Annotated in this window: 11 protein-coding genes; 8 read left to right on the top strand and 3 right to left on the bottom strand. The window is 67.5% G+C overall.

The window, feature by feature from the left end; genetic code table 11:
- Positions 1-212 precede the first annotated feature (212 nt).
- Entirely contained in the window at positions 213-1,751 is a 1,539-nt protein-coding gene (locus EV650_RS12685; protein ID WP_134118542.1) for a helix-turn-helix domain-containing protein, read from the bottom strand.
- A 90-nt stretch (positions 1,752-1,841) separates the two neighbouring features.
- Between EV650_RS12685 and EV650_RS12680 the strand changes: the two genes are divergently transcribed.
- From EV650_RS12680 to EV650_RS12670, 3 genes are all read left to right on the top strand, one after another.
- The gene (locus EV650_RS12680) at positions 1,842-3,113 is read left to right on the top strand and encodes an NAD(P)/FAD-dependent oxidoreductase (RefSeq protein WP_134118540.1); all 1,272 of its coding nucleotides are present in this window, start codon (positions 1,842-1,844) and stop codon (positions 3,111-3,113) included.
- Positions 3,114-3,385: 272 nt separating this feature from the next.
- Positions 3,386-3,787 (top strand): VOC family protein, encoded by a 402-nt coding sequence (locus EV650_RS12675; RefSeq protein ID WP_134118538.1) that lies wholly within the window; start codon positions 3,386-3,388, stop codon positions 3,785-3,787.
- A 37-nt stretch (positions 3,788-3,824) separates the two neighbouring features.
- Positions 3,825-4,286, top strand: coding sequence for a GNAT family N-acetyltransferase (locus EV650_RS12670; RefSeq protein WP_166678097.1), 462 nt, complete (start codon positions 3,825-3,827; stop codon positions 4,284-4,286).
- Between the two features lie 10 nt (positions 4,287-4,296).
- Here the strand turns inward: EV650_RS12670 and trxA are convergent, their stop codons facing one another.
- Complete coding sequence (gene trxA, locus EV650_RS12665; RefSeq protein WP_134118534.1) at positions 4,297-4,686, bottom strand: thioredoxin; 390 nt, start codon at positions 4,684-4,686, stop codon at positions 4,297-4,299.
- A gap of 149 nt (positions 4,687-4,835) precedes the next feature.
- Positions 4,836-5,711, bottom strand: a complete 876-nt coding sequence (locus EV650_RS12660) for an aldo/keto reductase (protein ID WP_134118532.1) — start codon at positions 5,709-5,711, stop codon at positions 4,836-4,838.
- A gap of 442 nt (positions 5,712-6,153) precedes the next feature.
- Between EV650_RS12660 and EV650_RS12655 the strand changes: the two genes are divergently transcribed.
- Genes EV650_RS12655 through EV650_RS12635 form a run of 5 tightly spaced genes read left to right on the top strand, consistent with a single transcriptional unit; the run spans position 6,154 to position 13,612 of the window.
- On the top strand, positions 6,154-7,410 hold the full coding sequence (locus tag EV650_RS12655) for a conjugal transfer protein (protein WP_134118530.1): 1,257 nt from the start codon (positions 6,154-6,156) through the stop codon (positions 7,408-7,410).
- 49 nt (positions 7,411-7,459) lie between these two features.
- A complete protein-coding gene (locus tag EV650_RS12650; protein WP_134118528.1) occupies positions 7,460-7,747 on the top strand; it encodes a hypothetical protein in 288 nt (95 codons plus the stop codon).
- Positions 7,747-8,310, top strand: coding sequence for a hypothetical protein (locus tag EV650_RS12645; RefSeq protein WP_134118526.1), 564 nt, complete (start codon positions 7,747-7,749; stop codon positions 8,308-8,310). The genes EV650_RS12650 and EV650_RS12645 overlap by 1 nt, the downstream gene beginning before the upstream one ends.
- Positions 8,307-11,594, top strand: a complete 3,288-nt coding sequence (locus tag EV650_RS12640; protein WP_134118524.1) for an ATP-binding protein — start codon at positions 8,307-8,309, stop codon at positions 11,592-11,594. Before EV650_RS12645 ends, EV650_RS12640 begins: the two co-directional genes overlap by 4 nt.
- Entirely contained in the window at positions 11,591-13,612 is a 2,022-nt protein-coding gene (locus tag EV650_RS12635) for a TrbL/VirB6 family protein (RefSeq protein WP_134118522.1), read from the top strand. Before EV650_RS12640 ends, EV650_RS12635 begins: the two co-directional genes overlap by 4 nt.
- Positions 13,613-13,618: the final 6 nt, after the last annotated feature.

Raw genomic sequence — 13,618 nt, 5'->3', positions numbered from 1 at the left:
CCCGCGAAAGCCCGAGCTTCCTGGTGAAAAGCTCGGACCAACCGCTCCAGCCTCCTGGTGAAAGGCTGGAACGGAGCCCCAGCTTCCTGGTGAAAAGCTGGGACAGTCCTTGGGGTGTTGCTCGGTGTTCCTGAGGAAGACTTAATCAGCCGCATGTTGCCCAGCAGTTGCCGGAATATGAAGCCTTGTTACATAGGGTTGTGGCGTAGATCTCAGTGCTCCGTCCGGACCGCCGCAATCTGCAGCTGCAACGCGAGCCGCTCGCGCGGATCCGAGAGGTCCAGCGCCGCGATCTCGCCGATCCGCTTCATCCGGTGCCGCAACGTGTTCGTGTGCAGGTGCAGTTCGCGCGCCGCCCGCTGCGGTTGGCCCGGATAGTTGAGCCACGCCTGCAACGTTTCCACGAAGCCCGTGTCGTGTTCGATGTCGTGCCGCAGCAGCGTGGCGAGCGGACCATCCATCTTGGTGGTATCAAGCGACGTGACCGCTCGATGAACCGTCAGCACGTGCCACGCCTCCTCCACCCGCAACGCCGGCCCCGGCGCGACACCCCGTCGTACCAGACCGAGCAACTCGACCGCCTCGGCCCGTGAGCTCGGCAGATCAGCCGGACCGCGAGCCGGACCGCCCGCAGCGGCGTACGTGCCCGGTGGCTGGTCCCTGACCAGCTTCTGCAGCCAGCTCCACGACCCTGGCCCGTCCGTGTCGGTGACAACGGCCAGCACGGTCCCGTCGAGGTCAGCCAGCTGCGGCTCACTCCACCCGTGCCGACGACCAGTCGACTCCCACAGGTCCAGTTGCTGCGGTACGTCGTACCCGTCCGGCGACCCAAGCGCCACCACCCGCCACGGCTGCCGCGGAAGCCGTACGTCGACCGGGTTGTCCGGAGAGAACTGCCGCAGGATCGTCCGCAGCCGATCGATCGCACTCCGCCGCGCCACGTCCGCCTGTGCCCGCAGTCGCAACAGGTGGAGCGCAAGGACAGACGCAGCGTTGCTGAGCTCCGCAGTGACCGATTCGTCGACCGGACCGTCGACAACGGCCCAGATGGACCCCAGCCACTCACCACCAGCCCGGACAGGTACGACGAGACGCGGACGGATGCCGTTAGGTCCGTCCGGCACCAGGAACGGCTCACTGGACCGCGCCAGCCGTCGGAAGATGCCACGAGCCCGGAAGTGTGCGATCACCTCAGCCGGCACCCGACGCCCGACGATGGTGGACACACGGGTCGGGTCAGTGAGGTCCTGACCGGAGGAGTACGCCAGGACTCTGGACTGGTTGTCCTCGATCGTCACCGGCGCGTCCACGATCGCCGCGGCCGCATCAGCCAACGCAAACAGCTCCTGGTGTACGCCGGCGTCCCCGGCGACAGGGGAGTCCGGTGCGGCTGCTCGGTCGAGTACGCCGCGGAGCAGCCAGACCACGTGGGCCCAGGTGACGCTCGGCTGCAGCGCAACCAGCGTGGTGACCCACCTCTCGGCTGCCGCGACCACGGCCGGCTCGTGCGCCAGCGCCGTACGCAGAACGACTCCAGACGCGTTGCCGGCCGCACAGCGCTCTATGAGCTCTACAGCGTCCTCTGCGTCGCGTAGACCGAGTCCGAGGACCAGATCGCCGGGCTGGCCGGTCGCAGGCTCCTGTGGGTCGGCCAGGAACACGTCTCGCACCTCGCTGTCGCCCTTGCCGGGCACCACCACCTCGAACAGCGCTGGGCCGATGGCGACGATGAGGTCAGACGAGGAGATCATAAAGTTATTGTGCGCTGAGCACAGTCATTTGTCCCGGCAATGGTGTGATCGCACCATGACAGCGGCGTGAAGGGGCCGCACCATCGATACATGACCACAGCTGGTTCCGTAGTTCCGCACATCGTTCCCGATCGCGTCGCCGTCGTCGGCGCGGGCATGGTCGGCCTGGCCACCGCCTGGTTCCTCCAGGAGGCCGGCGTCGAGGTCACCGTGCTGGACCGTGAAGGTGTCGCCGCGGGCGCGTCCTGGGGCAACGCCGGCTGGCTGACCCCCGGCCTGGCCACCCCGCTGCCGGAACCAGCGGTCCTCAAGTACGGCGTCCGTGCGGTGCTGAGCCCGTCCTCCCCTGTGTACGTGCCACCCACTGCGAGCCCGCGGCTCCTCAAATTCCTCACCCGCTTCGCTCGCAACAGCACCGCCGGACGCTGGAAGACAGCGATGGAATCACTGGTCGGCATCAACCGCCAGGCCCTGCCCGCTTTTGACTTCCTGGCCAAGGCCGGCGTCGAGGCGCAGACGTACGAGGCCAAGTCGTTCCTGGCCGCCTACCGGACCGTCGAGGAGCGCAGCGTGCTGCTCGAGGAGATCGAGCAGATCCACGCCGCCGGCCAGGACATCGAGTTCGAGGCGATCACCGGTGACGACGCCCGCGAGATCGAGCCCTCGCTGTCCGACGAGATCGGGGCTGCGATCCGGCTGCACGGGCAGCGGTTCATCAACCCCGGGGACTACGTCAAGGTGCTCGCGGACTCGGTGATCGCCCGCGGCGGGCAGATCATCAGCGGCGTGGTCGTGAAGGACATCGTCGACGAGATCCGCGGCGTCCGGCTGATCACCGGCGACGGCGAGACCGACCCGTTCGACGCGGTCGTGATGGCGACCGGCGCGTGGCTGGGTGACCTGGCCCGGCAGTTCGGCGTACGGACCGTTGTCCAGGCGGGCCGCGGGTACAGCTTCAGCGTGCCGATGGCGCACGTACCGGCCGGCCCGGTGTACTTCCCGGCGCAGCGAATCGCCTGCACGCCGCTCGGGGACCGGCTGCGGGTCGCCGGGATGATGGAGTTCCGCAAGCCCGAGGCGAAGCTCGACCCGCGCCGGATCGACGCGATCGTCGACGCCGCCCGGCCGTTGCTGCGGGACGCCGACCTGGACGCTCGTACCTTCGAGTGGGTCGGCCCGCGGCCGTGCACCCCGGACGGTCTGCCGCTGATCGGCGCGACCGCCTCGCCGCGCGTCTTCGCGGCCGGCGGACACGGGATGTGGGGCATCACCCTCGGCCCGATCACCGGTCAGCTGCTGGCCGAGACCATCACCACCGGACGCGCGCCGAAGGAGCTTCAGCCCTTCAACCCACTGCGGTAAAGGGGGTGACTGCCTCGAGGTCCGCGCACAGCCACAGCAGCGCGGCCGCCTCGGCAGCATCCCTCCCTCGGCTGACCGACGCCTCGGGCGCCAGGTGACCCTTCCGGACGGTTCCAACCACCCCGTCCGCCAGCCCTACTGCCGGTCACCTCGGTCGCTCCCGGTCAGCCCACGAGCGGGCCCTGGCTTAGTTCTCCTGCCCGGGGCCCGCTCGCCGTTTTCTGTCGGCGGTGTCTGGCATGGTGATCTCCTCATCGACAGGGGAGGACGTCATGGTGCTGCGGTGGTACACGGTTGTCGTCGACTGCAACGACGTACGGAAGCAGGCTGCCTGGTGGGCGGAGGCGCTCGGCTGGCAGACGATCTACGAGAACGACGACGAGTGTGTGAACGTCCCGGGCTGGGTGACTCCGGAAGTTGCCCGCGACATCCCGTGGGAGCGGATCGGTCCCGGTATGGTGTTCGTTCCCGTGCCGGAGGGGAAGACGGTCAAGAACCGTCTGCATCTCGACTTCGCGCCGCACACCAGTCAGGACCGCGAGGCTGAGATCGCGCGGCTCGAGGCCCTCGGCGCCCAGCGCGTCAGCGTCGGCCAGCCGGATGACGCCTCGTTCACGGTTCTCGCGGATCCCGAGGGCAATGAGTTCTGCGTCCTCAGCTCGCGCGACTTCTGACCGGCCGGTTGCATCGTCCTGCCGTCACGATGGGCAGATGGACCTCACGATCGAATCCGCCATCGCGCCCGACCGCGTTCCCGAGTTGGTGGACTTGATGCGTACGGCGTGGTGGATGGCGGACCGTACGACGGACGACGTCGTACGACTGTTGGAGCATTCGGATCTCGTCGTCGCGCTCACGCATCACGAACGCCTGGTCGGATTCGCTCGCGTCCTGACGGACTACACGTGCGTCGCTCTGATCCTGGACGTCATCGTCGACGAATCGCACCGCGGCTCCGGCCTGGGTGCGGCCCTGATGAACGCTGTCGTCGACCACCCGCAGCTGGCCACGGTTCGCAGTCTGGAGCTCGTCTGTCAGCCCGACCTGATGCCGTTCTACCGCCGCTGGGGCTTCACCGATGAAGTCGGCCGCTCCCGCCTCATGCGGCGTACAAGCGATCCCCGGTTGACCAACAAATCCGGGGGCTCAGTAGGAGCCCCCGGATCTGGGTGAACTGTTTGAATCAGTGAGTGTGCGGCTCGGCGCCGTGCTCCGCCTCGTGGGCGGCGACCTGGGCCTTGACCTCGTCCATGTCGACCGCACGCAGCTGGCCGATCAGGTCCTCGAGGCTCGCTGCCGGCAGCGCACCGGCCTGCGAGTACAGGACCACGCCGTCGCGGACCGCCATCAGGGTCGGGATCGAGCGGATCTCGAACGCCTGCGCCAGCTCGACCTGAGCCTCGGTGTCGACCTTGCCGTACGTGATATCCGTGTGCTGCTCGGACGACTTCTCATACACCGGTCCGAACATCTTGCACGGGCCACACCACTCTGCCCAGAAATCCACCAGCACGAGACCGTCGCTACCGACCACCTCGTTGAAGTTCTCCTGGGTCAGCTCGACCGTTGCCACTACGACCTCCGAAAGTAGATGAGTACGTCGGAGTCAACACCGATCCGCCCCCGACTTGTTCCCCGCACCCGGAGGCGTACGCCGGACGACTCGTACGGCGTACGACCTGACCGGAATGCGGAGTCTCGTATGTGACCTGGGCCACGTCGTCAGATGGGCATGTCCACGAAGGGTGACGCGTAGTCCTGCACCTCGCCGAGGATCGACGCGGCCGCCTCCGGAGTGAGGTCGGCCCGCTCGCGCTCTGCGACGATCATCTGTTTGAGCAACCGGGTCTCACCCGCGGTCGCGAGGCCGGTGATCTCCGGGTGCCCATTCAGAAGCCAGGCCGTCGCGGCCGTGATGTAGCGCTGCTCGTCGAACGGCCGGTACCACGTGTCGTACGACTTCTCCTCGCCGTCCTGCCAGCCTCGGCGCGCGATCATCTTGATCGTCATCAGCGCCGCGTCCGAAGCCTTCACGGCCTCGACCAGGCCGGCGTAGTCAGCGGCGTACTGCGGGTCGGTCGACAGCTTGTAGTTCAACGGCGTGAGCACGCTGTCGAAGTCGAACCGGCGCAGTCCTTCGGTGTGCACCGACGGCGCCTGCGCGGTGTGGCCGGTGATGCCGATCGCCCGGACCATGCCTTCGTCCTTGGCCCGGATCGCGGCTTCCAGCGAACCGCCCTTGTCGGTGACCAGATCGAGATTCTCCAAGTCGCAGACGGCGTGCATCTGGATCAGATCGACATGGTCGGTCTGCAGCCGCTCCAGCGACCGGTTGATCTCGCTCCAGGCCTCCTCGACCGTCCGGCGGCCGGTCTTGGTGGCGAGGAAGATGCGGTCCCGGATCTCCGGCATCCGCGGCCCGAGCCGCAGTTCGGCGTCGCCGTAGTCAGCGGCCACGTCGAAGTGGTTGAATCCAGCGTCGAGAGCTTCCTGGATCGAGGCATCGGCCCGATCCTGGTCGACTCCGCCGAGCGACGCCGCGCCGTAGATCAGTACCGAGCTCTGGTGGCCGAGTCTGCCCAGTCGGCGAGTTTCCATCCTGGTCCTCCAGGGGTAGCAGGGATCACTCCGACCTTATGCCCCGAACCGCCCTCGGCAAGCGGTTGTCCACAGCCGAATTTGACCCCCTGGGCACGGGAGAGTTTTCCACAGGCGACCCGCCGGATCGGTTACTATGCGTGATCAGTTGATGCATTCCTTACCATGTTGTTCGCACGGATCTTCGAAACTTGTCCGCGGCGTGTGGCAGGGTGTGCGCTGCTTGATCGACCAGAGTAGGTATGAAAAGGAGCTATGACGACGGTACCGAAGGTGTCACTCTTGGCCGGTGAGGGTGACGCCGCCCGTGAGCGGGGTAACAGTATGACTGCGGGGAGCGATGGACCATCCGGATCCTGGGCTCAGGTCTCCCGGAGGGCGGTCGCTTGGCGTATTCTCCCGGCTACTGTCCGCGTAACTGCTGTCTGAGGGGCGGGTAGGGATGAGTTGGTGGCGAACGGTTCTCAATCTGCCGCCAAAAGGTGAGCACTGGGCGGACCAGCGCCGTACCAAGAAGGCTGGCAAAGGGCGGCCGCAGAGCACCGCGCCGGAGTGGTGGGACCACCCCGGCGGGCCGGTGACACCTACCCCTCGCCAGGCGCAGGGCGTAGCGGCGCAGTACTCCGCTCCGCAGCAGCAGGCACCTCCGCCACCCGGTGGCGTGATGGCGCCTCCCCGTCGTCCAGCTCCACGTACTAACGACGTACCGCGCCAGCAGGACCCGGCACACCGCCCACCCGAACGTTTGAAACAGCGCTCGCCGCACGGCGCGCACGCTGCCCCTGGGCCGGCCCGTGAGGTGCTGGAGCCCGGACAAACGCCATGGTCGACAGAGCCGGAGTCGTCGTTCTCCACGTGGGCCCGGCGGTTTTTCCGCGGCCTCGTGGTCGTCGTACTGCTGCTGGCCGCGATCAGTGGCATCCGTTCCTGGATCAGCCCGAACCGGACGCCGGAGACGGTGGTCAGCGGACAGAGCAGCTTCCCGGTGGACGAGTCGCGCGCGGTCGCGACGCGGTACGCCGTCTCCTACCTGACCTGGGACGAGAACAGCCCGGACGCCCGCCCGGCCCAGGTCGGTCTCGACCTGGCCGCCGGTCTGGACAGCCGCGCGGGCTGGAACGGTCGCGGTAAGCAAACGGCTGACGTTGCGTACCCGGGGGAGGTCAAGGCCGACTCCAACGGCATCACCGCTGTCGTCGACGTCCGGGTCCGCGTGCACACGTTCACCCGGCTGGGCAGGGGCTGGAAGACCGGTCCGGTCGTCTGGGAGCGCGTGTCGGTCCCGGTCGCCCGCACCTCGGCCCGGGTGGTGGCCAGTGGTCCGCCGACGTTCGTGCCGGATGTGCGGGCAGCGCTGCCCGACAACATGCCGGAGGCCGGCGCCCCCGACGACGACCTGACGGCTGCGACCCAGAAGGACGCAGAGGCCTTCTTCGGTGCGTACGCAGAGTCCGACAACAAGGTGTCGGCGGTGACCGCGCCCGGCTCGACCATCCGCAGCCTGAACGGTGCGGTCAGGTTCGGGGAGCTCAAGGACTGGCAGGTCTACACGGGCAACGACGACGAGCGGCGGGCGACCGCGGCCGTCACCTGGGAAGGGGTCGGAGATACCACCCTGGACCAGACGTACACGCTCACGCTGAGGCGTACTGTCGCCACGGACGGAGCCGAACGATGGCAAGTGGCTGCCGTCGGATGAATCCAGCGACCGGCCATCGGATGACCGAGGCAACAAGGGAGACACCGCAATGACGACGCACGAACTGGCTGCGAGCGTGGTTCAGCTTGCCGTGCCCATGGCCGACCCCAATGTCCCGACGGGCGCGGACTTCAAGGACTGGGTCCTGGTCATCGCGGGGAACATCTTCATCGCCATCCTCGTGCTGCGGGCCATCGGGCACTACTTCAAGCGCGAGTGGGGCGAGCTGTTCGGCCACATCGCGGCCGGGGTACTGGTCGGTGGGCTGATCTACGCCAACAACCAGACCATCAATGTGCTCAAGGGCTTCTGGGGATTGCTGTCCGGAGGTAATTGATGCGAGTCGGCCGTACCCTGACCCACCACTTCGAGATCGAGACCCGGCAGTACGACCTGCTCGGCATCGACCTGGGAGAGGGCGCCCGGCGCCGGATGATCATCTTCGGCGCCGTGATCATCATCGTCTGGATCGCGTTGCTGTTCCCGTTCATCGGCGTACCGAAGAAGCCGACGGTCAGCCTGTACGTCGTTCCGCCGTTCGTGATCACCGCGTTCGGCTGGCGGCCGGGCAAGTTCCACGAACGCCGCCGCCGGGTGACCGAGTGGGCGCTGGCCGTCCGGTACGCGTTGCGGGCCCACAGACCGATCATCGGTCTGGGCGCGCGGGCCGCGGACAAGACGGAGTACCTGCCGTGGCGTGAGCGCGTGGCGACCCGGAAGGTGGCCGACCTGGCGAAGGCCAGGGTCACGCCGGAGTGGGAGCGCGATGTCGTGGTGGAGCTGGATCCGATGGTCCGCGCGGGTGCGGACATCACCGTGAACCAGCGGGCCCGCCTGCTGGGCTCGGATCACGTACAACGGGTGAGTCGCAGGACGTCGTCAGGGAAGGGCCGCGAATGAAGATCGCTGACAAACTCCTGAACCTGGTGGGGGTCGGCCGCGAGCGCGGCCTACCGCCACCTCGTCTTGTCGCCATCGCCGACGGCCTGCTGGTGACCGAGCGCAGCGCGGAAGCGTGGTTCCTGATCTCGGTGGCGAACACTGACCTGGCCACCGAGGGTGAGCAGGACGCGGCGCTGGACGCGGCGGTCAGCGCGGCGGCGACGATCCTCGGCGACCGGCTCAGCCACCTCAAGGTGGTCTGGGGCCGCTCGACCGGCCAGGACTACATCGACTCCGTCGCCGGCCACTACCGGCTCGGCGACCACGAGGCCTGGGCGCAGACCCGGGCCGACCGGATCGACGAGATGCGGATGCCGGAGCGGTACGTCGCGCTCGGCGTACACCTGTCCGACCGTGACCCGCGGGCGACGGCCCAGGTGCGCGGCTCGATCAGCGACGCCTTGGGTACGACGTCGTGGCGGGTGAGCGCGCGTGAGCTCGCGCACCTGGACGAGCGGGTGCGCAAGCTCGCTCGTCAGCTCGGCTCGACCGTCTGGCGGGCCCACACGGCGCCGGCCGAGGTGATCTCCTGGCTGATCAGCCGGGAGATGCATCGTGGTGCGGTCGCGGCGCCGCGTCGTGGTCTGATCACGGGTGCTTCGCTGGCTCGGCTCACGTCCGGCCGGGTGGTGCCGTACACCGACCATCTGCGGATCTACGACACGCGTGGCCAGATCGCGGCGTACACGACCGTTCTGGCGATGACGGACTTCCCGGAGGAGCTCGAGACGCCGGGTGCGGGGGAGTGGCTGCGGACGCTGTCGGAGATCAAGGCGATCGACGACGACGGCGACGAGATCGACGTCACGGTCGAGGCGTCCGTCCGGTTCCGCGTGCTGACGAAGAAGACCGCGCGCCACCTGGTCGACGAGACCCGGAAGAGCGCGAAGGAGCAGCGACGGTCGGCCGCGAAGGGTACTGCGGAGGAGACCGCCGACGAGATCGTCGAGACCGAGCGCGTGATGCGTGAGGTCAAGCGCGACATCAACCGCAGTGGTCTGACTCTGGTCGAGGACCACCCGCGACTGCTGGTCAGCGCGGACACCCGCGAGGACCTCGAGGCGTACGTTGACGCCGTCATCGCCCACTACGCGGACCGTGGCATCACCGTCGCGGCCGGCGCGGACGAGCAGCGCGACCTGTGGCTGGAGTCCCTGCCGGGCGACCAGTTGCGCGTCCCGGACCTCGGGCATGTGCGGGAGTCGACCGCGTTCTTCGGGTCCTGGTTTTGGGGCGGTGCGTCGATCGGTGACGCAACCGGTCCGGCTCTTGGTTACCTGACCGGGTCGACCCCTGGTCTGGTTCGCTTTGACGCGGCCGCCGGTTCGGCTCTTGGTGACGCGACGACGACGCTGTTCCTTGGCCGGTCGGGTCGAGGGAAGACGACGGCCGCGATGATGGGCGGTCTGGATTCCGCGTTCGCCGGCGCTTGGGTGCCGTTGCTGGACCTGAAGGGTGACGCGGCCGGTGTGTCCGCAGTCGCCGCGGAGTACGGCGTACCCACGGCTGTCATCGAGATCACTGCACAGTTCTCTGGTGCTGCAGACCTGCTGCGGGTGCTGCCCGTTGATGACGCGTTGCTGCAGGCTCCGTCGCAGCTCATGCTCCTGCTTCCACCACACCTGCGTGGTGCGGCCGAGGCTCCGGTCATGGCGGCTACCCGCGCCGAGATCCAGTCGCCTGACCCCTCGTCATGGGGCGTCATCCAGCGACTGTGCGCCTCGGAATCCGAGACCATCCGGACCGTCGGCTTCGCGCTACGCGACCTCGTCGAGACCGGCCTCGGCTCGGTCGTCGCCGGCCCGCCATCCGGCTTGTCGTCTCTGACCACGAACCCAGGCCTCTGGGTCGTCCAGATGCCCGGCCTGACCCTGCCGTCCCCAGAGTCGGCTCCCGAGTCGTGGTCCCCGATCGAACGCGTCGGCATGGCCTGCCTCCGCGGCTGCCTCGCCTGGATGGTCCGTACGACGGGCCGCCGGGAATTCCGCGGTCGGTCGAAGGTCGTCATCGTCCCCGAGGTCCACCTGCTGACGAAGACTCCGGACGGCGCGTCCTTCCTGGACTACATCGCCCGTGTCGGCCGTGCGCTCGGTGCCTCGCTGGTCCTCGACACCCAGGACCCGGCGTCGATCCTGAAGCTCCCCGGCCTGGTCGAGCAGATCACCACCCTGTTCGCGTTCAGCCTGCGTTCCCGCGAACAGGTGGACTCGCTGCTCGAACTCCTCGGCCGCCCGCAAACCGCGCCGTACCAAACCCTGGTCCGCGGCATCAACACCGCCGCCAACGGCAAATCCATCCGCCACGGCCACTGCATCATGCGCGACCGCTGGGACGAAGTAGCCACCGTCCAGATCGACATCCCCAGCCAACGCGTAGCCGCCCTCCTCCGAACCACCCCCGAATCCGAACACGCGAACGAACCCACCCAACCGGTCATCGCCCCCTACGAACCCGAAGACCCGTTCGCCGACGACCCCGAAGATTCCCTAGAACCAGCCGCCACCGCCCAAGCCGCGCAGGCCGCCACCGCCCAGGCCCCGCCCGCCCAGGTTCCGCCCGCCCAAGCCCAGCCCGCTCAGGCCTCGGCCCCGCAGCACGCGGCCCAGCAACCTGCGGCGCACCAACTCACGGCTCAGCAACTGGCGACTCAGCAGCTCACGGCCCAGCAACTCGCGGCCCAGCAACTCGCGGTCCCGGCCCAGCACCCGACAGCCGGTCCTGTGCAGCCCACCGCCCAACCGCCTGCACCAGTCCAACCCGCCGCCCGCGCCTCCCTATCAACGGAGCCGCAACCCGGCCCCCTCGGCCCTGAACGCCCCTACGCCTCGAACCCGCCAACGGCCCCCCAGCCCCCGGCAGCCCAACCCGTATCCCAGCAAGACGGCCACCCACCGACCCCCAACGGCCAGGACCACCACGCCAACGGGCAGGCCTACTCGCGCGAAAACGGGCAGAACCACCAGCCCCAGCCAAACGGCCAGTCCAACGGTCACCCGAACAGCGACCCCAACGGCCAGCCGACCAGCGAAGCCAACGGCCAGCACTACGCCCAGTCGAACGGCGAAGCAGACCACCAGGACTACCGCCACGCCCTCCACCACGAGTCCCCGATCGGCCCCGACGAGGTCTACGACCAAGAAGCAGACGAAGCCGCCTACAACGAAGCCATGTACCCCGCCACCGGCGACACTCCTGACGAACCAACCCACCCCCCCAAGGGCAACAAGGAGCACGTCGCATGAGGTGGGCCTACCGGCTTCGAACGGCGGCGACGGTCTTCTCGATATCACTCATTGTTACCGCCCAGGTCGCCCTTGCAGCCGACCCGAAGCCGACGCCTACCACTCCGACAGGTTTCGGGGATCTCCTACCGACTCCCGACTTGACTCACGGCGATACGCGGACGCTGTTCGAGCAATACGGACCAATGGTCTATGGGCTCGACTTCGAGAAGAGCATCCGCGACCCCATTGAGTCGGTCTTCAACGGGTACGCGCACATGGTGATGATGTACATCGTCGCGATTACGCGCGGAGCTATCTCGGTCGGGTGGTGGTTGTTCTCGTTCACTGATGTCAAGCCGCTGACAGAAGCGACATCCACGACCATTGGGGCATCAAGTACGCAGTTGGTCGGATGGCTCCTGCCGTCAGCGTTGGCCTTCGGTGCTGTGGCCGCCTACACGCAGCGGAAGACGAGCGGCAGTGCGATGGGCCAGTTGATCTGGGTGTTTGTTGCGGGCGTGCTCAGTATCAGCTTTGCCATCGCACCCGCGACCTGGCTGCGTGGTGTTGACGGCGCGCGCCAACTGGGGGCCGACACGATCATGGCGACCTCGGCTGACGCCATGGGCCCGACGATGCAGAATCCGTTGCCATGGCCAGAACCCGGATTTACTGGGAGTTCTCGAGACACGTTGCTAAGGAAGTCGGCGGACGCCAGTTGGCGTGGATTCGCCGTGACGCCTTGGTGTATTGCCGAGTTCGGATCTCTCGAGGCGTGCGGACGCTACGGCAAGGGGATGCTGGACGCCGGCACGGACGCGGATGCACGGTCGAAGTACATCGATTCCGTCATAGCTCCGGCTGAGGGCGGCGACGATGCTCCGACCGTCAAATGGGTCAAAGGCGATAATGCGTTTGGGCGAATTGCAGTCGTAATGCTGGCTGCGATCGCGGCCACCTTGTTCGCGTTTCTGAACATCTCGCTGGCCTTTACGGCGCTGATGGCGTTCGTCGGATGTTTGCTGCTGCTCGTTGTCGGTGTCTTCTTCGCTTGTCTTTGGACTATTCCCGGCAGACCGAGACAATGGGGCCTCAACTGGTTCGAGGCCCTGATAGGACTCGTCATCCAGTCGTTTCTTGCGATGCTGGTGTTCGGAACCGCACTAACCCTGGTGACGGCCGTCTTCAGCTTGACCGGCGTGCTGGGCTGGCTGCCGGTGTCGGGTCTTGCCATCGCAGTTCTCATAGCGGGCTTCAGGTTGCGCCGTTTGCTGGACAACCTGACCTCGATGATGCGGCCAGGTTCAGGAAGCATCATGCTCGGAGGTCTCGCTCGCCGTGGCGCCATGGGTGCCTTCAAACGCCTCGTTGGTTCGATGGCCAGTCGCGGCGCCGCACCGTCCTTGACGGAGCGCAGGAGCGACCGTCTCCGAACAGGAGAGGCCGGGTCGCAGCACGTCCCGTCGGTCCGCGTCTACCGCCAGGCTCCAGCACACACCTCGTTGGCGCGCGGAACGACGGCTAGCTCGCCGCACGAACTGACTGCCGGACCGGAGAGAAAGCGAGCCGACGCCACAGCAAGTAGCGCAGGCGGCAGCCCTGGCGGCCAACACGCGGGTACCACTGGGGCCACGACAGCTGGCGCAGGCGGTCGGACGGCGTCGGCAGCCAGTTCGACGCGGAGCACATCAGCTCACAATCTTGCCCGTGCTCGCGATCGGTCCAAGGATGCTGACCGGCGTCCGGCCATAACGGTGACGACCGCCGGGGTGGCCACTACGGGTAGCGCGTCGTCGGGTGGGGCGCGGGCTGAGGCGCAGAAGGCTCGGCATTCTCGGCGGCCTATTCCTATGCCTTCCAATGACGTTCGGTACGAGCCGCGTGCGCATACTCACTCGGCGAGTCTTCGGGAAGGGCCGCCGAAGGGGCAGCGGGTACGGCGGAGGCAGGCGCCGGCTTCGCAGCCGCCGAGGTTCCGGGACTACTCGCCTGTCACCAAGGACGGCGTGACGGTGCACGTGCCGACGCGTAGGTGATGTCGG

Source organism: Kribbella kalugense, from assembly GCF_004365875.1.
Taxonomy (GTDB): Bacteria; Actinomycetota; Actinomycetes; order Propionibacteriales; family Kribbellaceae; genus Kribbella; species Kribbella kalugense.
This window is presented reverse-complemented; position numbering and strand designations above follow the sequence as displayed.

What these genes read in the sequence shown, in the direction of transcription:
- EV650_RS12655 (WP_134118530.1), top strand. Translation starts at nt 6,154, where the DNA reads ATGAGTTGGTGGCGAACGGTTCTCAATCTGCCGCCAAAAGGTGAGCAC.
- EV650_RS12640 (WP_134118524.1), top strand. Translation starts at nt 8,307, where the DNA reads ATGAAGATCGCTGACAAACTCCTGAACCTGGTGGGGGTCGGCCGCGAG.
- EV650_RS12675 (WP_134118538.1), top strand. Translation starts at nt 3,386, where the DNA reads ATGGTGCTGCGGTGGTACACGGTTGTCGTCGACTGCAACGACGTACGG.
- EV650_RS12660 (WP_134118532.1), bottom strand. Translation starts at nt 5,711, where the DNA reads ATGGAAACTCGCCGACTGGGCAGACTCGGCCACCAGAGCTCGGTACTG.
- EV650_RS12635 (WP_134118522.1), top strand. Translation starts at nt 11,591, where the DNA reads ATGAGGTGGGCCTACCGGCTTCGAACGGCGGCGACGGTCTTCTCGATA.
- EV650_RS12650 (WP_134118528.1), top strand. Translation starts at nt 7,460, where the DNA reads ATGACGACGCACGAACTGGCTGCGAGCGTGGTTCAGCTTGCCGTGCCC.
- EV650_RS12685 (WP_134118542.1), bottom strand. Translation starts at nt 1,751, where the DNA reads ATGATCTCCTCGTCTGACCTCATCGTCGCCATCGGCCCAGCGCTGTTC.
- EV650_RS12670 (WP_166678097.1), top strand. Translation starts at nt 3,825, where the DNA reads ATGGACCTCACGATCGAATCCGCCATCGCGCCCGACCGCGTTCCCGAG.
- EV650_RS12680 (WP_134118540.1), top strand. Translation starts at nt 1,842, where the DNA reads ATGACCACAGCTGGTTCCGTAGTTCCGCACATCGTTCCCGATCGCGTC.
- EV650_RS12645 (WP_134118526.1), top strand. Translation starts at nt 7,747, where the DNA reads ATGCGAGTCGGCCGTACCCTGACCCACCACTTCGAGATCGAGACCCGG.